We start from the raw sequence: 20,354 nt of genomic DNA, 5'->3' as shown, positions 1-20,354 counted from the left end.
TATAGGAATATTTTTTCCCAGATTACATTAAGATAAACGGGTTTACATCAATTGAAACCTGCAAACCACTTTTCGTATCTTTTTGGTATTGATCAAGGATCGTTTTTAGTATTTTTGTCAAGTTTGGTTCCCGTTTGTATTTTATCAGACATTGATAGCGATATCTATTATTTATCCTAGGGATGGGGGAGGCTGCAGGTCCTAAAACGACCGTTCCTGATGAAACGTGCGATTGAATGTGTTTCACCACTTTCTCCATTTCCGACACAACCGTGATGAGCTGTTCATGACTTACTGTTATGAGCGATAGATAATAGAAGGGCGGATATTGGCGGGTTTTTCGAATCATCATTTCCTGCTGATAAAAAAGATCATAATCTTGCCGTCCCGCAAGCACCACGCTATAGTGTTCCGGTGTATAGGTTTGAATGATGACTTCTCCAGGAAGCTTGTGCCTTCCAGCCCGTCCGCTCACCTGTGTCAAGAGCTGGAAGGTCTTTTCCGACGCTCGGAAATCTGGTAAATGCAACATCGTATCAGCAGAAAGCACACCCACTAATGTTATGTTTGGAAAATCCAATCCTTTTGCGATCATTTGCGTTCCTAATAAAATATCTGCTTTTCCATCCTTAAAATCAGTTAATAATCTCTCGTGTGAACCCTTTCGTCCTGTGGTGTCAACATCCATGCGAATCACCCGTGCCTCCGGAAGGATCTTTCCAAGTTCTTCCTCTACCTTTTGAGTTCCAGTACCAAAATAACGGATGTATTCACTATTACATTCAGGACAATACTTTGGTACATAACTTTCATACCCGCAATAGTGACATTTCATCTGCTCATTTACTCGATGGTAGGTCAGTGATATGTCACAGTTTGGGCAATTCATCACATATCCGCAGTCCCTGCACATGACAAACGAAGAATGGCCGCGTTTATTTAAAAATAAAACAGATTGTTGCTTTTTCTCGATTCGATCCTTCAACATTTCAAACAACTTCCGGGAAAACATGGAACGATTCCCCTCACGCAGTTCCTCACGCATATCAATAATTTCCACTGAAGGAAGACTCTGATTATTCATCCGGTTAGGAAGAGATAATAAATGGTATACCTTTTTTTGTGCTCTGGCAAAGGATTCAAGCGAGGGAGTAGCACTTCCTAGCACCACTGGACAATTATAATTTAATGCCCTCTCAATCGCCACGTCTCTAGCATGATAGCGCGGCATTTCTTCCTGTTTGTAGCTTGTTTCGTGCTCTTCATCGATAATCATGATCCCGATGTTTTCAAATGGGGCAAAAATCGCCGATCTTGCTCCAACCGCTACTTTTACTTCCTTACGTTGAATTTTGCGCCACTCATCATATTTTTCACCTGCTGATAAGCCACTGTGCAATACTGCCACTAAGTCGCCAAATCTTCCTTTAAAACGGTTGACCATCTGCGGAGTGAGTGAAATTTCCGGAACGAGAACGATGGCTTCCTTTCCTTTTTCGATAACTTCTTGGATGGATTGTAAGTAAATCTCGGTTTTACCGCTTCCAGTTACCCCATAAAGTAAAAACACCTCGTGTTGATTCCGTTCAATCGCATCAAGAATGGGCCCAATTGCTTCTTGCTGTGCCTCGGTTAATGGTAATGGTTTCGTTCGTTCGAAGGTACGATCTGCGAAAGGATTGCGATAGACCTCCAATTCGAATTCCGTCAAGAGCTTTTTTTCAACAAGGGCTTTTACGGTTGAGGTTGATGTCTTCACTTCAGAAACTAGCTTCCTTAATTCAATCTCATGATAATTTTCAATAAAAAAGCGTACTATTTGCCTTTGCTTTTCCGCGTTTGCCGGAATTCGGTCAATCTCCTCGTTTAATTCAGCTAATGTCTTGGCAGGTTTAACATACTTTTGCTGTTTTTTCTTAACCCGTTCCTTGACAAGATAAATTACTTCAAGAAACCCTTTTGCTGCTTCTTTTTGCAACAAAGGAACGATTCCATTAAACAATGCCTCTTCCCAGTCGATCAACTCTTCATGTTCAAAAAATGGCCGCAGTTGCAATGGAAGGTCTGTAACGACAGCGTCGGCAGCAAGTTGCACCTTTTTCTCATATTTTGCCTTTAACGCCGCTGGCAGCATCACTTGATAGGCAAATATTTTAAAGCAGAGAGTATGATCTGTGAGCCAATCGCCAAGCTCCAATAATTCTTTATTTAAAACAGGCTCTAAATCCATCGGCTCAAGTATTTCTCTTAACTTCTCAATTTCCGAATCCGCTTTTAATGAAATGACAAAACCTTGGATATTTCTCGGACCAAATGGAACGATTACCCTCATCCCCGGTTGAATGACTCCCCGCCATTGCTCCGGAATGATATAATCGAACACTCGATCCGTTTGTTTCGTCGGTACATCGACAATCACACTAGCTATTTCCATTTCCGCCCATATCCTTCATAAGTGAAGTAATTTCTTCGATAATTCTTTTTGCAACCTCAATTTTAGACAAGATTGGCAGCTCTTTCACCGCTCCAGAACGCTCAAAAAGAGTGACAATATTTGTATCAGTTCCAAAACCAGCACCCGCTGTTTTGACATTATTGGCAACAATGATATCAGCATTTTTCTTTGTTAATTTTTCCCTAGCGTATTCTTCCAGATTTTCTGTCTCAGCAGCAAACCCCACTAGTAACTGTTTCTTTTTTCGTTGTCCGAGTTCGAATAAAATATCCTTTGTTCTTTCTAGTTCAATTATTGCGTCACCCGCTTGCTTTTTCACCTTCTGGTCATAGCTGATCTTTGGGCGGTAGTCAGCGACTGCAGCTGTTTTTATCACTACATCAGCTTTTTCATAATATCCCATGACTGCATGAAACATTTCCTCCGCACTTTCGACCCTTATAAGTTCCACACCTGCCGGGGCGGCTATTTGAACAGGACCGGAAACTAAGACAACATGGGCGCCTTGTTTTTTAGCTTCTTCCGCAAGGGCATATCCCATTTTTCCAGTAGAATGATTGGATATAAATCTGACTGGATCTATTTTCTCCCGGGTTGGTCCTGCGGTAACGACCACCGTTTTCCCTGTTAAGCTTTTGGGCTCATTCTTCACAAACGACGCTTGAATCAACTCTACGACTCTTTCCGGCTCTTCCAAGCGCCCTTTGCCAACATAGCCGCAGGCTAGATACCCTTCGCTCGGTTCAATGAATTGGTACCCATACTCAGCCAAAATAGCAAGGTTTTTTTTCACAGCAGGATGATCATACATATGTACATTCATTGCAGGGGCAATCCAAACAGGTGCAGTTGCAGCAAGGAGTGTTGTCGTAATCATATTGTCGGCAATTCCGCCTGCGAGCTTAGCAATCGTATTGGCCGTTGCCGGGGCAACAAGAATTAAATCTGCCCAATCTGCCAAATCAATATGGGCAATCACTTGCGGATTTTTTTCATCAAAGGTATTAGTAAATACTTCATGGCGGGATAATGCCTGAAAGGTTAACGGGGTTACAAATTTTTCTGCGGATTCACTTAATATCACCTTAACTTGCGCTCCTGCTTGAACAAGTTTACTTGTTAAAGCAGCTGCTTTATAGACGGCGATTCCACCTGTGACACATAATAAGATCTTTTTATCTATTTTCATTGCCTAAAATCCCTCACTTCTCGTCCACATAATCTTTCTTCTTATTATGCTAGAAAGTAATCCATATTTCATCTATTTCCTTCCTAAAATCGACAATATTCAGCGATTTGGGAAAATGCAAATAAAAAAGGCTGACATGTCGGAGTTTTCCTTTTTGTCAGTCCTTCTTTCATTTTGCACATTTAATGCAAATCAATTCTGTTTAGTCAGCATTTAGATCTGCTTTAGAAATTCGATAGGTAAGCTCACCGCTATAAATTTCCTCCAACGCCTTGCCAACGTATTTATAGGAAACATATTTTGGCAATCTTTCATCTTTTATTTGAGACATTACCCGTGCACGCTTGGCTGCAACAGAGACAAGAGAGTATTTAGAATCAATTTTTTCTAGCAATGAGTCGATAGATGGATATAACATATTATTCAACCTCCAACAATTTTTTATAGCGATATTCCACACGTTCCCTACGGCAATGTTCTGCCGTCACAATGGACCTTACACGTTCACAGGCGAGCTCGACTTGATCATTTTCTACAACATAGTCATATAGCTCCATCATTTCGATTTCTTCACGGGCAGATAACATCCGGTTTTGGATAATGTCTTCGGTTTCCGTCCCACGTGTGACAATTCTATTTTTTAATTCTGTCAGACTTGGCGGCATCAAGAAAATAAATAACCCTTCAGGGAATTTCTCTCGAACTTGGCGGGCACCCTTCACTTCAATTTCTAAAAAAACATCTTTTCCGGCATCTAATGTTTCTCGGACATAATCAACAGGTGTGCCATAATAGTTGCCGACAAACTCAGCGTACTCTAGGAGCTTCCCTTGTCCAATTAAATATTCAAATTCTTCTTTTGTTTTGAAAAAATAGTCGACCCCGTCCACTTCCCCCGCCCGTGGTGAGCGGGTTGTCATCGAAATCGAGTATTCAAAAGCCGTATCGGGATGAGAAAATATTTCTTTTCGAACCGTTCCTTTTCCAACACCGGATGGCCCTGAAAGTACTATCAGCAATCCTTTTTCCTGCATTCAATTATCCTACCCTTCATAAATAGTTTCCTCACGATCTGTAAGGCGATGTGCCACCGTTTCAGGCTGTACAGCTGATAGAATAACATGATCACTATCCATGACAATTACTGCTCGTGTCCGTCTTCCATATGTAGCATCTATTAACGATCCCCGATCACGGGCATCTTGGATAATTCTTTTTATTGGAGCAGATTCCGGGCTGACAATGGAAATAATACGATTGGCAGAAACGATATTTCCAAATCCAATATTAATTAATTTTATCGACATGGTCATTCATCCAATCATCAGTAATATATTTTGACCGTGTTATACAGTTTCTAAACAAGCCCTATTCGATATTCTGAACCTGTTCCTTTAGCTTTTCAAGTAAACTTTTAATCTCGACAACCTTTTTGGCTATATTAGAGTCATTTGCTTTGGAACCAATTGTATTCGCTTCTCTATTCATTTCTTGCACGATAAAATCGAGTTTTCTGCCAATAGGCTCCTGGTCATCTAAGGTTTGGAGAAATTGTTGAATATGGCTTTTCAGCCGGGTAATTTCTTCATTAATGTCAGCTTTATCAGCGAAAATGGCTACTTCTGTTAAAATGCGCGTTTCATCCAATTGTCCATTGATAAATTCATGCATCCTTTTTGTTAGGCGTTCCTTAAATGATTGCACGACGAGCGGAGCATATTTTTGAAGCTCAAATACATCCGCTTCCAATTGGGAAGTAATAGCGAGTAAATCTTTTTTAATTTCTTCCCCTTCAGCCGACCGCATTTGTTTTAGTAAGATCACTGCTTCTTCGACTGCGGAAAGAACTAAAACTTCAATTTCTTCATTTCCAGCTTCACTTTCCTCAATATGTAAAAGGTCTGTCCGATTTAGCAAATCCTGTAAGGTAATAGTTCCTTCTATCCCATATTTGCTTCTTGCCTGCTCGATAAACTGATAATATTCTTCGATCAGCTTCCAATCAACGTGAACTTTACGAGTAACGACACCTTCACCTTCAACACTAACATATACCTCTACCCGCCCACGGCGAATATGCTCGTTTAATTTCTTTTTTATTTTATCTTCTATTTTTAACAATTGTCTTGGCATGCGAATATTCATTTCAGAAAAGCGGTGATTGACTGTTTTTACTTCTACATTCACACTGAAGGATCCTGAAACAGCCTTACCTCTGCCAAAGCCTGTCATACTTATAACCATCACGTGCACATCCAATCTTTGAAAGATGATCGGCCTTAAAGAAAAGCGCAAGGCGCCTGCCTATCGGCGTATGGACTGGAGCGCTTCGACTGAGATAAAGGAAACACGGAGAGCGTAGCGATCCGATGTTGACTTATCGTAGGGAGAAGAGCGAAGTACACTAGCCGATGGCGCCTGGAGCTGGACAATTCTCAAATTCTAAACTTACTAATTCCTACTCAAAAAAGGTAATAGAATGGTTTCTATTACCTTTTGGATTATAACACACTTTATTTTGTTTTTCTTAACAAAAATGTTCCGGCTAGTAAAAAAGTTGGAATAGAGGATAGTCCAATAATTAATAGCCAATCTTTTATTGTAATTGGAAGTGTATGGAAAACAGGCTGTAATGGTGGATAATAGATTACCGCTAACATTAATGCGAGGGACGAAAGTACCGCCCAAACAAGATATTTATTCCCAAAAGGGTTACGCGATAACACCGATTTTTCACTACGGCAATCAAACACATGAATAAGCTGTGCCATGACAAGTGTCGCAAAGGCAACCGTTTGCGCATAAGGCAATTGCGATTGGTCATTTTGGTACACGATGATAAAGGATAATAATGTTACAATACCGATTAGGAATCCGCGCGATACTACCTTCCAGCCTAATCCGCGTGAAAAGACGCCTTCACTCGGGCTGCGCGGCCCTCGTTTCATCACATTTTCTTCAGGACGATCAAGTCCAAGTGCCATCGCTGGGAGCCCGTCCGTCACCAAATTGACCCACAGAATTTGGATTGGAACTAGCGGAAGTGGCAGTGCTAGCAGCATCGCGAATAACATCACCAATATTTCACCCACGTTGGACGCCAGCAAATAGCGAACGAATTTACGGATATTTTCATAGATGTTCCTGCCCTCTTTAATTGCCGCCTTTATTGTTGCAAAATTATCATCTAATAACACTAGGGCCGAGGCTTCTTTGGCAACATCTGTTCCAGTTATCCCCATCGCTACACCAATATCTGCCGCTTTGATAGCTGGGGCGTCATTTACCCCATCCCCTGTCATCGCTACGATATGACCCCTATTTTGCAAGGCCCTGACTATTTTTAACTTATGTTCAGGTGAAACCCTTGCAAAGACGGAAACATCATCAACAACCTCTTCAAGTTCTTCCACCGACATGACAGATAATGCCTTACCATCCAACACCTTACTTTTCTTCGTTAAAATTCCGAGCTGGGAAGCAATTGCTTTCGCGGTAATGATGTGGTCCCCCGTAATCATAACCGTTTTAATTCCAGCTTCCTTACATTCTTTTACCGCCGTTCTTACTTCAGGTCTAGGCGGATCAATCATGCCCTGGACACCAATAAAGGTTAATTTGTTCTCTGCCTCCTGCTCACTGAGGATGACTGTGTTAGCCGGTACTGGCTTGAAGGCTATCGCAATCGTCCTCAGCGCCTGTGAAGCGAGACCATTTATCGCTTCTTGAACATTTTCATGTGCTTCTTTATTTAAATATTGCGTCCGCTCATCCCAAAGAATCGATTCACAAATACCTAAAATGACGTCAGGTGCACCCTTTGTAACGATGAAATGCCGCCCTTGTTTGTCTTTTACGTGAATACTCATCATTTTTCTGGAAGAATCAAAAGGAAATTCATTGATGATCGTAAACTCATCTAATAATTTTGGGCGATTAAAACCTGCCTTCATCGCACTGACTAAAAGTGCACCTTCCGTGGGATCGCCATCAAGGATGAAATCCTCATCCTTTACTACCAAGTCTGAATGATTGCATAACATCCCAAAAATTAGCATTTGCTGCAATGACTTTTCTTCTTTAGGAACGACCGGACGTTCATTCCGGTAAAAACTCCCCTTCGGCTGGTAGCCAACCCCATCAACTGTCCATGTATGACCGCCACTCCAAAGATGTGTTACGGTCATTTTGTTTTGCGTCATGGTCCCTGTCTTATCGGAACAAATAACCGATGCACAGCCAAGTGTTTCCACTGCCGGAAGCTTTCTGACAATCGCATTTTGCCTAATCATCTTCTGAACACCGAGAGATAAGGCTACGGTCACAATTGCCGGGAGTCCTTCAGGTATAGCGGCAACAGCTAGTGAAACACCAGCTAAGAACATCTCATATAATTCATGCCCTCGCAATACCCCCACAATGACAACTAAAACTGTCAACAATAAGGCAACAGTAATGAGGATTTTCCCCAACTGCTCTAATCTTCGCTGCAGCGGTGTTTCTTGGGATTCGGCATTTTGGAGTAAATCGGCAATTTGTCCCATTGCCGTTTTCATCCCTGTAGCAATAACAACGCCTAGCCCGCTTCCCCTTGTAATCATCGTGCCCATGAAGGCGGTATTTTCCATATCTCCAATTCCGGGATTCGGATTGGTTAAACTTTCAATATGTTTAGCAACAGGGACAGATTCGCCTGTTAAGGCAGATTCTTCGATTTCTAAACTTTTTGATTCAATAATCCGTACATCTGCACCAATGCGATCACCGCTGGCAAATTTTAAAATATCCCCCATTACAATATCCTTCGAAGGGATTTTTAGCCATTTACCATCCCTTAGTACCGAAACCTGTGGTGCTGATAATTCTTTCAACGCCTGCAAGGATTTCTCTGCTCTCCGTTCCTGATAAAAACCAAGACATCCGTTAATAATGACAATCGCGATAATCGCAATGGCATCAATATATTCGCCGAGCAGCCCGGAAATTAGGGTTGCGGCTAGGAGCACCAAGACCATGAAATCCTTAAATTGACTAAAAAATAAGAGTAAAGCCGATTGCTTTTCTCCCTCTTTTAATTCATTTAGTCCATGCTGTTTGATTCGCATCTTAACTTCTTCTTGTGATAATCCAGAAGAAAAGTCGGTTTCTAAGGCCTTTTCTACTTGATCTATCTTCATTTCATGGAATTTCATCCGACCATCTCACTTCCCCCTTTAATAGACTTGCCCTATGGAAAGCTTATTCAGGGTCGTCCAAAAAAATGCTATCTGAAAATGTCTTTGAAGGGTAAATTAGGACAGATTTTTACATAGTAGGATATAATGAGTTTATATGTTGTATGGAAAATGGGCGTAGAACGCTATATCAGTTTGATAGTAAAGGATGTTTTCAATGTCATTTGATGGTTTATTTACAAAAGCAATGGCCGATGAACTTGTCGGTTCCTTGAAGGGCGGCCGAATCACCAAAGTTCATCAGCCCTATAAAAACGAAGTAATTCTGACGATCCGGGCAAACGGAGTGAACCAAAAGCTGCTGTTATCTGCACACCCTAGTTATGCACGGGTGCAGCTCACGAACGAAGCCTACGATAATCCTAGTGAACCGCCAATGTTTTGCATGCTGCTTCGGAAGCACATTGAAGGCCACATCTTAGAGGATTTATATCAAGTTGAAAACGACCGGATGATTATTTTTGAAATAAAGGGCCGGAATGAAATAGGAGATATCAGCAATAAACAATTAATAGTTGAAATAATGGGCCGCCATAGCAATATCGTATTAATTGATAAAACGAAAAATATCATTCTTGATAGTATTAAGCATGTTTCTTTTGCCGTGAATAGTCACAGGGCGATCTTGCCGGGTCAACCTTACATCTTTCCGCCGGCGCAAAACAAGATTAATCCCTTTGAGGCAGTTGAAGAAGATGTATTGCGGGCAATTGATTTTATTGGCGGGAAGATTGACCGCCAGCTTGTGGAGCATTTTGCCGGAATCTCGCCGCTTTTCGCTAAGGAAGTTATTTTTCTAAGTGGCCTTGCAAATCAAACGACTGTGCCAGAGACATTTGTCCGTTTGATAAAAAAAATAGCGGCTGAAGATATCACTCCTACCATTATAACTGCTAATGGGAGGGACTCATTTTATCTGTTTCCACTAGAGAATTTACATGGGGAATTTAAAACCTTTCACACTCTTAGCGAATTACTTGATCGTTTTTATTTTGGCAAAGCGGAACGAGACCGGGTCAAACAGCAAGGAAATGATATCGAACGTTTCATTAGTAATGAAAAGGATAAAAACGAGAAAAAAATTGGTAAACTTGAGGAGACGTTAAAAGAAGCCGCACGGGCAGAGCAGTTTCAGCGTCACGGAGAACTGTTAACCGCTAATCTTTATGTGGCAAAAAAAGGAATGAAGGAAATCGAAGTGCTTGATTATTATGATGAATCTGGTGGAACAGTTGTCATTCCGCTTGATCCACGTAAGACACCTTCAGAAAATGCTCAAAAGTATTTTTCAAAATACCAAAAAGCGAAGAATGCTGTTACAGTTGTCTTAGAACAAATCGAACTAGCCCGTGCTGAAGTATCTTACTTCGATAACTTACAGCAACAAGTCCAGGCGGCTTCCCCTAAGGATATTCAGGAAATCCGCGAAGAGCTTGTTGAGGGCGGGTATATTCGCGAACGGAAGAAACGAAACGGCAAAAAAACGCACAATGTCAAGCCAGTCTTGGATCATTTTATTGCATCAGATGGCACTGATATCATCGTCGGAAAAAATAATAAGCAAAATGATTATTTGACCAATAAGCTGGCAGCTAGGGATGAAATTTGGCTGCACACAAAAGATATTCCCGGCTCACATGTTGTGATTCGCAGTAAAGAACCTTCTGATGAAACAATCAAAGAGGCAGCGGTGTTGGCTGCTTATTACAGTAAGGCCCGTAATTCCAGCTCCGTGCCCGTGGATTTTACAAAGGTTCGGTATGTAAAAAAACCCAGCGGCGCTAAACCAGGGTTTGTTATTTATGACAACCAGCAGACTGTTTATATTACGCCGAATGAGGAATTGGTCTTGAAATTAATGAAAAAATAAGTAAAAGGATGTCCGGTAAGATTAGGACATCCTTTTTTCGTTATTTCAGTGTTACATCTTCGAACTGTTTACTCCAATTTGCTGGGTCTTTGCTCCATAAAAGCAAACTTTCCTGGTCCTTCGAGCTTACATACCCTTTTGAAATGGCTACCTCAATTAATGTTGAAAAATCCGTTAGCGAATATGTCTTAATTCCCTCTTCATTAAGTAACTGTTTTCCCTTTTCAAGCCCATAGGTAAAAATAGATACCACCCCAAGCACTTCACAGCCTGCTTCTCTTAAGGCTTGTACTGCTGTAATGACACTGCCGCCTGTTGATATCAGGTCTTCAACAACGACAACCTTTTGACCTTGTTCCACTTTTCCTTCAATCTGATTTCCTTTGCCATGACCTTTTGCTTTCGAACGGACATAACACATCGGCAAATCCATTCGTTCACTGACCCAAGCAGCATGCGGAATTCCTGCTGTTGCCGTTCCGGCAATTACTCCTGTCCCCGGAAAGTTTTCTAGGATTAGGTTCCGCAATCCTGCAGCAATTTCCCTTCTTACTGCGGGAAATGACAAGGTAAGGCGATTATCACAATAAATAGGGGACCTAAGACCTGATGCCCAAGTAAATGGCTCTTGCGGGCTTAGCGCCACGGCATTGATTTCTAATAATTTTTCAGCTATTTTCTGTTTCATTGATGTATTCCCCTCCATGCATTTATCCATTGTTCATAGCTTTTCACAGGGTCCGATGACCGAGTAATGGAACGTCCAACTACAATCGAACTTACACCTGCAGCTTTGGCATATTGAGGTGTGGCAACCCGTTTTTGGTCTCCTACCTGGTCAGATTCCATCCTAATTCCTGGGCAAACGGTCAAAAATTCGTTTCCCGTTTTGGTATGAATGGCTGCGGATTCCCATGCCGAGCAGACTACCCCATCAAGACCTGCATCTTTTGCTAAAGAAGCATATTGGAGGACGGATTCCTTCAATGTAACTGGAATGAGCTGCTCACTATTCATTTGCTCCTGTGAAGTGCTGGTCAATTGGGTAACGGCGATACAATATGGACGTTTCTGCCCTGCGGCAGTCCCTGTGTCCAATCCTTCTAACGCTGCCTGCATCATTTCTTTTCCTCCGGCGGCATGAACATTTACAAGATCGCACTCCAAACGTGCAAGCCCCTTCATAGCACTTTTAACAGTGTTCGGGATATCATGCAGCTTTAAATCAAGAAAAATCTGGTGGCCCATATTTTTTAACTGATCAATAATGGCTGGTCCTTCCTGATAAAAAAGCTCCATACCTACCTTAACAAAAAGTTTTCGATCCACAAACGGTGTCAAGAACCGTTCAATTTCACTTTTATTCGCAAAATCAAGCGCGATGATAAGCGAGTTGTCCATGTTCCTTCCAACTCCTTCCCTTGCATTCACTGATGTGTTCATATCCTAGTTTTTCCAAAAGTACTGGCAATTCCTCAATGATAGTTGGGCAGACATATGGATCAACAAAATTCGCTGTTCCAACCGCAACAGCACTTGCACCTGCATAAAAATACTCGATGACATCCTCCGCTGATTGGACACCGCCCATTCCGATAATCGGCAGCGATACGGCTTGGCTTACTTCGTAAATCATTCGAATGGCAACTGGCTTAATCGCTGGTCCGGAAAGTCCCCCTGTTTTGTTAGCTAAAATGGGTCTGCCTGTTTTTAAATCTAATTTCATTCCGACCAATGTATTGATCATTGTAAGGCCATCAGCCCCGCCCTCTTCCACAGCCTTTGCCATCTCGACGATATTAGTGATATTGGGCGACAGCTTCACATAGACCGGAACCTCGGAAACCTCTTTTACCTTCCAAGTCAATTGCTTCGCTACTTCAGGAATGGTTCCAAACGCAAGCCCGCCTGTTTTTACATTTGGACAAGAAATATTTAATTCCAATGCGTGAACATTAGGAGCCTTTGAGATTTCACGTGCCACCTCAATATAATCTTCTTCAAGAGAACCGGCAACATTTGCCATAATCGGTACATCAAATTGTGAAAGCCACGGTAATTCCTCTGAAACGACTTTTTCTAGTCCAGGATTTTGCAGGCCAATGGCATTCAGCATCCCGGCATCCGTTTCTGCGACACGAGGGGTAGGATTGCCAAATCTCGGCTCAACGGTAGTTGCTTTAATCATGATGGCTCCAAGTTTACTTAAATCATAAAACTGACTGTATTCACGACCAAAGCCGAAACAGCCTGATGCCGGCATGATTGGATTTTTTAGGTTTAATCCAGGTAACGCAACATTTAATCGGTTCATAAAACTACCTCCCCTGCACGGAAAACAGGTCCGTCACTGCAAACTTTTTTATAGGAAATTCCTGTTGGATCATCTGCCTTGTGACAGACACAGGCAAAACAAGCACCAATGCCACAGCCCATTCGTTCTTCTAACGATAAAAACATCTTTTTAAAAGGGTATTGTTGCTCGAGAGCTCTAAGCATTGGTGTGGGCCCGCAGGCATAAATACTATCAAACTGTAAATTTCTCATGATATCTGTAACCAATCCTTTTGTCCCATAGGTGCCGTCAACTGTAGCCACGTACGTTTCACCATTTTTCAAAAATTCTCGTTCATAAAAAACTGCTGATTCTGTTTGAAAACCCAGAACATGTATGACGTTAATCCCTTTCGCCTTTAATTGTTTGGAAAGTTCATAAAGTGGCGGTACCCCGATTCCCCCGCCAACTAGCAGAGCTGTTTCCCCTCGTTCCATTTCTTCCACAGGAAAGCCATTTCCTAATGGACCAAGGATATCAAGCTCTTCCCCTGGTCCCATTTCAGCAAGTCTTGAAGTCCCCTTGCCATCCATCCGATAAATCATGGTTATCAGTTGTTCCTCAGAATGAAACGATGAAATGCTGATGGGTCTCCTGAGCAGCGGATCCAGGGCTCGCGCAACTCGAATATGAACAAATTGCCCTGGAGCTTTGATTTCCTTTACGAATTCCGCTTTCACCGTCAGTTCAAATATATCTTCAGCAATTTCTGTTTGACTGATAATGGGGCATAGTTCTTTTTGCATCATACAAGGACTGCCTCCTTAGCTACCGAACCCATCGCTTCTGCGGAAAAGTTCATCGACTCTACCACTTTCAATATCGCATCTGCAGTATCTAATGATGTTAAACACGGGACCCCATTTTCAACTGCTTCCCGGCGGATTCTAAAGCCGTCTCTCTCCGGCTGTTTTCCTTTTGTCAGCGTATTGATGATAAATTGAACGTCCCCGCTATGAATGACATCCAATAATGTTTGACCCACTGAACCAATTTTTCCAACAACCTTTACTTTCAATCCGGCTGACTCTAAGACAGAAGCTGTCCCGCTTGTAGCCATTAGACGGTAGCCATTAGCCGCAAATCTTTCCGCAAGTTTTAAAGCTTCTCCCTTATCCTTGTCAGCAATGGTGAACAATACCGTACCGAATCGTTGAACGTTCATTCCAGAAGCAATTAGGCCTTTATATAATGCCTTTTCAAGCGTGATATCTTTCCCCATTACTTCACCAGTAGATTTCATTTCCGGTCCTAAAGTAATATCGACACTTTTTAGTTTTGCAAAAGAGAAGACAGGGACTTTGACATATACGCCGCTTTTTTCTGGGACAAGTCCTGACTGATATCCTTGTTTTTCTAGCGATATTCCTAGAATGGCCTTTGTCGCTATTTTTGCCATTGGCACATTGGTTATTTTACTCAAAAACGGTACGGTCCGGCTTGAACGTGGGTTCACTTCCAGCACATAGACTTGGGCATCTGATAAGACATACTGAATATTTAACAGTCCAATGATATTTAATCCTTTTGCTAACTTTTCCGTATACTCGGCAAGTGTTTGCTTTACTTCATCTGAAAGTGTCTGCGGCGGATAAACGGCAATGGAATCACCAGAATGGACCCCGGCCCGTTCAATATGCTCCATAATCCCCGGAATTAATACATTCTCCCCGTCACAAATGGCATCCACTTCGATTTCTTTCCCTGTTAAATAACGATCTATTAAAACTGGGTGTTCTGGATTAATTTTCACGGCATTTTCCATATACTGCAGCAATTCTTGCTTTTGATAGACAATTTCCATTGCCCGTCCGCCTAGAACGTATGATGGGCGGACTAAAACTGGATAACCAATATCGTCTGCGATTGTGACCGCTTCTTCAACAGATAAGGCTGTTTTCCCAAGTGGCATCGGTACATTTAATTTTTCTAATGCTTGTTCAAATTTATCTCTATCCTCCGCACGGTCTACATCTTCAAGACTTGTTCCTAGTATTTTTACCCCATGTTTCACTAAATCTGCTGCTAGATTAATAGCCGTCTGCCCGCCAAATTGTACGACCACACCAATTGGTTTTTCTAAATCGATAATATGCATAACGTCTTCAATTGTCAGCGGTTCAAAATAGAGCTTATCGGAAATACTGAAATCAGTTGAGACAGTTTCCGGATTATTGTTTATGATAATTGCCTCATAGCCAGCTTCTTTAATTGCTTGAACGGAATGGACTGTCGCATAATCAAACTCAATCCCTTGGCCGATTCGGATGGGTCCGGAGCCAAGTACAACCACACTAGTATTATCAGTCACAACTGATTCATTTTCCTCTTCATACGTCCCATAATAATAAGGTGTTTCGCTCTCAAATTCTGACGCGCATGTGTCTACCATTTTATAAACAGGCTGGATACCTAAATCCTTGCGCAAATTATAGATTTCTATTTCTGTTTTATTCCAAAGCTCCGCTACTATATGATCGGAAAAACCTTTTTGCTTTGCTTCGTAGAGGAGTTCACTATCCAATGGATGGGCTTCAAGTTTAACTCCCAGTTCCACAATCCCTTCCATTTTCTTTAGGAAAAAGAGATCAATTTTGCTCCATTGATGAATGGTATCAATCGAAATCCCTCGCTTTAAGGCTTCCGCAATATAAAAGAGACGTTCATCCCCTGCTTTATGAATTCTTTTTTCAAGTAATTCATTATCAATTTTGTCTGCTCCATTTAATGCAAAATGATGAACCCCGACTTCTAGTGAACGAATGGCTTTAAGCAAGGATTCTTCAAAGGTTCTGCCAATTGCCATGACCTCACCCGTAGCCTTCATCTGAGTTCCAAGCGAGCGGTTGCCTGACTCGAATTTATCAAATGGCCAGCGTGGGATCTTGGTCACAATATAATCTAGTGCCGGTTCAAAGCATGCATATGTTTTTCCTGTTACCGGATTAAGCATCTCATCAAGTGTTAAGCCTACGGCAATTTTGGCAGCCAGTTTCGCAATTGGATATCCTGTGGCTTTGGATGCAAGTGCCGATGAACGACTAACCCTTGGATTTACTTCAATTATATAGTATTTAAAACTATCCGGATCTAATGCAAGCTGGACATTACATCCACCCTCAATTCCTAAGGCACGAATGATTTTAAGGGAAACATTTCGTAATAGCTGATACTCACGATCACTTAAGGTTTGGCTCGGTGCAACAACGATGGAATCTCCAGTATGAACTCCAACTGGGTCAATATTTTCCATATTACATACAACAATTGCGTTATCGGCAGAATCACGCATGACCTCATATTCAATTTCTTTAAAGCCTGCAATACTTTTTTCTAGTAAACATTGATGTACAGGGCTATTCTTTAGGCCGCTTGTCACAATCTCCTCTAATTCTTCGAGATCGTGACAGATCCCGCCGCCGGTTCCGCCAAGTGTAAAGGCTGGACGGACAATTACCGGGAAGCCGATTTTTTCAACAAATGCCTTCGCTTCATCCAATTCATGGATTATTTCACTGTCCGGAACAGGTTCATTTAGTTCATTCATTAAGCTGCGGAATAATTCGCGATCCTCTGCTTGATTAATTGCCGAAAGTTTCGTCCCTAAAATTTCAACTTCACACTCTTCTAGAACTCCTGATTTTGCAAGTTCCACGGCAAGGTTCAAACCTGTCTGACCGCCGAGTGTAGCGACTAATGCATCAGGTCGTTCTTTACGAATAATTCTGCTGACGAAATCTACGTTTAATGGTTCAATGTAAACCGCATCCGCCATCTCTGCGTCAGTCATAATGGTCGCAGGATTGGAATTGACGAGGATAACCCGGTATCCTTCCTCTTTTAAAGCGATACATGCCTGTGCGCCGGCATAATCAAATTCTGCAGCCTGACCAATGACAATGGGTCCTGAACCGATCACTAATATGGAGTTTATATCTGTACGTTTTGGCATGCTGCTTTTCCCTCCTGTTTCTCTTTCTCGGCATCAATCATGGTTAGTAACTGTTCAAATAAATTGTTTGCATCCTCAGGCCCCGGTGATGCTTCTGGATGGTATTGGACTGTAAAGGCTGGATAATCTAAATGTTTTAAGCCCTCTATCGATCCATCATTTAATGCTATATGTGTAACCGCTAATCTCGTTTGATGTAATGATTCTTCCTCTACTGTATATCCGTGGTTTTGTGCAGTAATGGCCACTTTGCCGGTAGCCAATTCCTTAACAGGATGATTTGAACCACGATGACCAAACTTCATTTTGATTGTGTTTGCACCGCACGCAAGCGCGAATAATTGATGCCCTAAGCAGATTCCAAAGATCGGTATTTTCCCCAGCACCTGTTTTATCATATGAATTGCTTCAGGTACATCTTTTGGATCTCCAGGTCCGTTTGTCAGCATGATTCCATCTGGTCTTAGCTGGTGAATTTCGTCAGCAGTTGTATGGTATGGCACAACAACAACATCACACCCACGCAAATTCAGTTCTCGCAAAATACCATGTTTCATCCCAAAATCAACAACAACAATCCGATGACCTCGACCTGGGCTTGGATAAGGATTTTTTGTTGAGACTGTTCTGACTTGGTCAATTGGAAGCTTTGTCTGTCTCAATCTGCTGATAACCTCATATGGGTCCCGATCGGTACTGCAAATGGCACCTTTTAATGTTCCATGCTGACGGATAATCCTCGTCAGTTTCCTCGTATCAATCCCAGCAATTCCGGGAATTCTTTTCATCTTAAAATATTCATCAAGTGTAAATTCACTGCGCCAATTAGAAGGGAAATCCGTTACTTCTTTGACAATAAACCCCTTAACCGCCGGGTGAATGGATTCAAAATCATCACGGTTGATCCCGTAATTTCCGATTAACGGGTAGGTAAGCATAACGATCTGCCCGCAATAGGAAGGATCTGATAGAATCTCTTGATACCCTGTCATTCCTGTATTAAAAACAACTTCACCAATCGTATCCATATGACTGCCAAAGCCATCTCCGATAAAGATCGTTCCATCTTCTAAAATTAGCTGTGCTTTCATGCTGTTACACTTCCTTTTTCCCAAACTATCTTGCCGTTTACAATTGTCATCTCCGGCCAGCCCTTGCATTTCCAGCCAGTGAATGGTGTATTTTTTCCTTTTGATAGAAATTTTGCGGGATTAATTTCGTCCTCTGCCTCTAAATTTAAGAGAACGAGATCAGCAGGTGCTCCTACTTCCATTTTTCCATATGGAAGTGAAAAGCTTTCAGCCGGCTTATGCGTTAAAAATCCAATTAATTGTTCCAAAGAGATAATCCCTTTTAACACAAAGTGTGTGTATAGGAGCGGGAAGGCTGTCTCAAATCCTACAATTCCGAACGGTGCCAACTCCATTCCTTCGCTTTTTTCTTCTTGCGTGTGCGGGGCATGATCGGTAGCAATGAAATCGATTGTTCCATCCAAGAGTCCTTCAATTAAAGCGGCACGATCAGCCACATCCCTTAACGGTGGGTTCATTTTAAAATTCGCATCAAGTCCTGGGATATCATCTTGTGTGAGGACTAGGTGGTGCGGTGTGACTTCCGCAGTCACGTGGATACCTGCCTTCTTCGCATCTCTAATCACTCGAACGGACTCCTTCGTGCTGACATGGCAAACATGGTAGTGGCACCCTGTCACTTCAGCAAGCAGTACATCTCTGGCAATTTGGACTGACTCACATACAGATGGAATTCCATTTAAATGATGCTGTTTTGCGAATAAACCATCATGTACACAGCCTTTATTAATTAAAGTATTCTCTTCGCAATGGGCTACAATGGTCATATTAATGGCGGCAGCTTTTTTCATCGCCTCGAGCATCATATTGGCTGATTGAACACCAACCCCATCATCCGTAAAAGCGAATGCCCCAGCATTTTTCAAAACCTCAAAATCCGTTAATTCCTGACCCAATTGTCTCGTGGTAATCGAAGCATAAGGTAAAACACGAACATTGGCCGTCTCTTTAATCCGCTTTTGTAAGTCGTCCATATTGTTTTTGGTGTCAGGCACCGGTCGGGTATTTGGCATGGTGGCAACAGTGGTAAACCCGCCTTTTGCAGCTGCCATTGTTCCGGTTGCGATGGTTTCTTTTTTCTCACCGCCTGGTTCACGAAGATGCACATGAAGGTCGATGAATCCTGGTGAGACGATCATTCCGGCCGCGTCTATTTTGCGGTCAGCGTCTGCTTGAATCTGCTTCTCAAGTCTTGTAATCATTCCATTTTCGATTAAAAGATCGGTCACATCCGATTGTCCATTAGATGCTATGTATTTTGCGTTCTGAATAAGTAGTTTCATATTGATTCCCTCCTAGTAAACTTTCGATTGAGCGTTTTAAGGCTGCCATCCTGACAAATACACCGTTCTCCATCTGTTTAAAGATTCTTGAACGCCCACATTCTACGAGACTATCAGCAATTTCAACATTCCGATTTACTGGTGCAGGATGCATAATAATGCTATTTGGTTTCATTTGCCGCTCTCTTTCTAACGTAAGGCCATATTGACGGTGATACTCGGAGGCGGTGAAGCTTCCCTTCCTTTGATGGCGTTCATGCTGAACCCTAAGGAGCATTACCACATCCGCTTCTCTAATGGCCTCATCAATTGGCCTGAATTTTGTTGAATTCAAACTATGATAATCAAACCATTCCTCCGGCCCAGAGAAAATAACCTCTGCTCCAAGTCTTGTTAACGCATCAGCATTAGAACGTGCCACTCTGCTATGGCTGATATCCCCAATAATTGCAATTTTCAGGCCTTCAAATTGTCCAAACTCTTGCTGAATGGTTAATAGGTCAAGGAGCGACTGTGTCGGGTGATGCCCGCAGCCATCCCCGCCGTTCAAAATCGGGATATTCACTCTTCCAACAAGATTGTCAAAATACCGATCCTGCTTATGGCGAATAACGATCGCATTTACTCCAATCGATTCCAAGGTTTTGACAGTATCGTAAAGTGTCTCCCCTTTTTGGACACTAGAGGTTTCTACTTCAAACGGGATTACCCCAAAGCCTAATCTTCTTTCCGCCACTTCAAAACTGCATTTTGTCCTTGTGCTTGCTTCAAAAAAGAGGTTGGCTGCATACATTTGCTGTTCCGGCCTCCAGACCATCCCTTCAGAAAATCTTCTAGAATCCTCAAGTAGTTGATAAATTTCCTCTATCTTCAATTCATTTGTGGTCAGTAAATGATGTATCATCCTTTTCCGCCTCCCGTTTTTAGCATAAAAAAGGCACCCTG

Annotated in this window: 16 protein-coding genes; 1 reads left to right on the top strand and 15 read right to left on the bottom strand. The window is 42.1% G+C overall.

Annotated features, from left to right (window positions below):
• Nucleotides 1-22: 22 nt before the first annotated feature.
• The 7 genes from priA to G6554_RS01280 form a co-directional block, all read right to left on the bottom strand.
• Nucleotides 23-2,434, bottom strand: a complete 2,412-nt coding sequence (gene priA / locus G6554_RS01310) for a primosomal protein N' (protein WP_166237946.1) — start codon at nucleotides 2,432-2,434, stop codon at nucleotides 23-25.
• Nucleotides 2,421-3,644 carry a bifunctional phosphopantothenoylcysteine decarboxylase/phosphopantothenate--cysteine ligase CoaBC gene (coaBC, locus tag G6554_RS01305; RefSeq protein ID WP_166237944.1) on the bottom strand — a complete coding sequence of 408 codons (1,224 nt, stop codon included), beginning with the start codon at nucleotides 3,642-3,644 and terminating at the stop codon, nucleotides 2,421-2,423. Before coaBC ends, priA begins: the two co-directional genes overlap by 14 nt.
• 202 nt (nucleotides 3,645-3,846) lie before the next feature.
• Nucleotides 3,847-4,062 carry a DNA-directed RNA polymerase subunit omega gene (rpoZ, locus tag G6554_RS01300; protein WP_007086307.1) on the bottom strand — a complete coding sequence of 72 codons (216 nt, stop codon included), beginning with the start codon at nucleotides 4,060-4,062 and terminating at the stop codon, nucleotides 3,847-3,849.
• 1 nt (nucleotide 4,063) lies between these two features.
• On the bottom strand, nucleotides 4,064-4,678 hold the full coding sequence (gmk, locus tag G6554_RS01295) for a guanylate kinase (RefSeq protein ID WP_166237942.1): 615 nt from the start codon (nucleotides 4,676-4,678) through the stop codon (nucleotides 4,064-4,066).
• 9 nt (nucleotides 4,679-4,687) lie between these two features.
• Nucleotides 4,688-4,951, bottom strand: coding sequence for an extracellular matrix/biofilm regulator RemA (gene remA / locus G6554_RS01290; protein WP_166237940.1), 264 nt, complete (start codon nucleotides 4,949-4,951; stop codon nucleotides 4,688-4,690).
• Between the two features lie 61 nt (nucleotides 4,952-5,012).
• Nucleotides 5,013-5,888, bottom strand: coding sequence for a YicC/YloC family endoribonuclease (locus tag G6554_RS01285; RefSeq protein ID WP_166237938.1), 876 nt, complete (start codon nucleotides 5,886-5,888; stop codon nucleotides 5,013-5,015).
• Between the two features lie 269 nt (nucleotides 5,889-6,157).
• Nucleotides 6,158-8,836, bottom strand: coding sequence for a calcium-translocating P-type ATPase, SERCA-type (locus G6554_RS01280; protein WP_166237936.1), 2,679 nt, complete (start codon nucleotides 8,834-8,836; stop codon nucleotides 6,158-6,160).
• Between the two features lie 199 nt (nucleotides 8,837-9,035).
• Here G6554_RS01280 and G6554_RS01275 point away from each other — a divergent pair, with 199 nt between their 5' ends.
• Entirely contained in the window at nucleotides 9,036-10,748 is a 1,713-nt protein-coding gene (locus G6554_RS01275; protein WP_166237934.1) for an Rqc2 family fibronectin-binding protein, read from the top strand.
• A 40-nt stretch (nucleotides 10,749-10,788) separates the two neighbouring features.
• Here G6554_RS01275 and pyrE read toward each other — a convergent pair whose 3' ends face one another.
• From pyrE to G6554_RS01235, 8 genes are read right to left on the bottom strand one after another with little or no spacing between them, the layout of a single operon-like run.
• Nucleotides 10,789-11,436: an orotate phosphoribosyltransferase gene (gene pyrE, locus G6554_RS01270; RefSeq protein ID WP_166237932.1), complete on the bottom strand. Its 648-nt coding sequence runs from the start codon at nucleotides 11,434-11,436 to the stop codon at nucleotides 10,789-10,791.
• Entirely contained in the window at nucleotides 11,433-12,149 is a 717-nt protein-coding gene (pyrF, locus tag G6554_RS01265) for an orotidine-5'-phosphate decarboxylase (protein WP_166237930.1), read from the bottom strand. Before pyrF ends, pyrE begins: the two co-directional genes overlap by 4 nt.
• Nucleotides 12,121-13,062: a dihydroorotate dehydrogenase gene (locus tag G6554_RS01260; RefSeq protein WP_166237928.1), complete on the bottom strand. Its 942-nt coding sequence runs from the start codon at nucleotides 13,060-13,062 to the stop codon at nucleotides 12,121-12,123. Before G6554_RS01260 ends, pyrF begins: the two co-directional genes overlap by 29 nt.
• Nucleotides 13,059-13,832: a dihydroorotate dehydrogenase electron transfer subunit gene (locus G6554_RS01255; RefSeq protein ID WP_166237926.1), complete on the bottom strand. Its 774-nt coding sequence runs from the start codon at nucleotides 13,830-13,832 to the stop codon at nucleotides 13,059-13,061. Before G6554_RS01255 ends, G6554_RS01260 begins: the two co-directional genes overlap by 4 nt.
• Nucleotides 13,829-17,035 carry a carbamoyl-phosphate synthase large subunit gene (carB, locus tag G6554_RS01250; protein ID WP_166237924.1) on the bottom strand — a complete coding sequence of 1,069 codons (3,207 nt, stop codon included), beginning with the start codon at nucleotides 17,033-17,035 and terminating at the stop codon, nucleotides 13,829-13,831. The genes G6554_RS01255 and carB overlap by 4 nt, the downstream gene beginning before the upstream one ends.
• On the bottom strand, nucleotides 17,014-18,126 hold the full coding sequence (locus tag G6554_RS01245; protein ID WP_166237922.1) for a carbamoyl phosphate synthase small subunit: 1,113 nt from the start codon (nucleotides 18,124-18,126) through the stop codon (nucleotides 17,014-17,016). The genes carB and G6554_RS01245 overlap by 22 nt, the downstream gene beginning before the upstream one ends.
• The gene (locus tag G6554_RS01240) at nucleotides 18,123-19,409 is read right to left on the bottom strand and encodes a dihydroorotase (RefSeq protein ID WP_166237920.1); all 1,287 of its coding nucleotides are present in this window, start codon (nucleotides 19,407-19,409) and stop codon (nucleotides 18,123-18,125) included. The genes G6554_RS01245 and G6554_RS01240 overlap by 4 nt, the downstream gene beginning before the upstream one ends.
• Complete coding sequence (locus G6554_RS01235; protein ID WP_166238136.1) at nucleotides 19,369-20,310, bottom strand: aspartate carbamoyltransferase catalytic subunit; 942 nt, start codon at nucleotides 20,308-20,310, stop codon at nucleotides 19,369-19,371. Before G6554_RS01235 ends, G6554_RS01240 begins: the two co-directional genes overlap by 41 nt.
• Between the last annotated feature and the right edge of the window lie 44 nt (nucleotides 20,311-20,354).

It is taken from the genome of Bacillus sp. MM2020_4 (genome assembly GCF_011250555.1).
Classification (GTDB): domain Bacteria; phylum Bacillota; class Bacilli; order Bacillales; family Cytobacillaceae; genus Neobacillus.
This window is presented reverse-complemented; position numbering and strand designations above follow the sequence as displayed.

Excerpts from the sequence above, each read along its gene's own strand:
- priA (WP_166237946.1), bottom strand. The coding sequence starts at position 2,434 with ATGGAAATAGCTAGTGTGATTGTCGATGTACCGACGAAACAAACGGAT.
- coaBC (WP_166237944.1), bottom strand. The coding sequence starts at position 3,644 with ATGAAAATAGATAAAAAGATCTTATTATGTGTCACAGGTGGAATCGCC.
- rpoZ (WP_007086307.1), bottom strand. The coding sequence starts at position 4,062 with ATGTTATATCCATCTATCGACTCATTGCTAGAAAAAATTGATTCTAAA.
- gmk (WP_166237942.1), bottom strand. The coding sequence starts at position 4,678 with ATGCAGGAAAAAGGATTGCTGATAGTACTTTCAGGGCCATCCGGTGTT.
- remA (WP_166237940.1), bottom strand. The coding sequence starts at position 4,951 with ATGTCGATAAAATTAATTAATATTGGATTTGGAAATATCGTTTCTGCC.
- G6554_RS01285 (WP_166237938.1), bottom strand. The coding sequence starts at position 5,888 with ATGGTTATAAGTATGACAGGCTTTGGCAGAGGTAAGGCTGTTTCAGGA.
- G6554_RS01280 (WP_166237936.1), bottom strand. The coding sequence starts at position 8,836 with ATGAAATTCCATGAAATGAAGATAGATCAAGTAGAAAAGGCCTTAGAA.
- G6554_RS01275 (WP_166237934.1), top strand. The coding sequence starts at position 9,036 with ATGTCATTTGATGGTTTATTTACAAAAGCAATGGCCGATGAACTTGTC.
- pyrE (WP_166237932.1), bottom strand. The coding sequence starts at position 11,436 with ATGAAACAGAAAATAGCTGAAAAATTATTAGAAATCAATGCCGTGGCG.
- pyrF (WP_166237930.1), bottom strand. The coding sequence starts at position 12,149 with ATGGACAACTCGCTTATCATCGCGCTTGATTTTGCGAATAAAAGTGAA.
- G6554_RS01260 (WP_166237928.1), bottom strand. The coding sequence starts at position 13,062 with ATGAACCGATTAAATGTTGCGTTACCTGGATTAAACCTAAAAAATCCA.
- G6554_RS01255 (WP_166237926.1), bottom strand. The coding sequence starts at position 13,832 with ATGATGCAAAAAGAACTATGCCCCATTATCAGTCAAACAGAAATTGCT.
- carB (WP_166237924.1), bottom strand. The coding sequence starts at position 17,035 with ATGCCAAAACGTACAGATATAAACTCCATATTAGTGATCGGTTCAGGA.
- G6554_RS01245 (WP_166237922.1), bottom strand. The coding sequence starts at position 18,126 with ATGAAAGCACAGCTAATTTTAGAAGATGGAACGATCTTTATCGGAGAT.
- G6554_RS01240 (WP_166237920.1), bottom strand. The coding sequence starts at position 19,409 with ATGAAACTACTTATTCAGAACGCAAAATACATAGCATCTAATGGACAA.